General features: G+C 43.2%; 1 pseudogene. It reads left to right on the forward strand.

Annotated elements, in window-relative coordinates:
- Positions 1–234: pseudogene (locus CD111_RS10250) on the forward strand (hypothetical protein); the annotation flags it as partial.

A 234-nucleotide genomic window follows, 5' to 3' on the forward strand; every position in this document is an offset into this window, starting at 1 on the left:
CCTGATATCGATGGCGATGGTATCAATAATAAAGATGAAGAAGCTGCAGGTACAGATCCAACAAATCCTGATTCTGATGGAAATGGTACACCAGACGGGGATGAAGATGCCGATAATGATGGCATTCCAAACAAAGAAGAATCTGATCCAAATGGTACAACGGTAACGGATAAAGATAACGATGGAAAGCCTGATATCACGACACCTAAGTTGACAGACACTGATGGCGATGGC

Origin of the sequence: Mammaliicoccus stepanovicii (genome assembly GCF_002902525.1) — a bacterium.
Lineage (GTDB): Bacteria > Bacillota > Bacilli > Staphylococcales > Staphylococcaceae > Mammaliicoccus > Mammaliicoccus stepanovicii.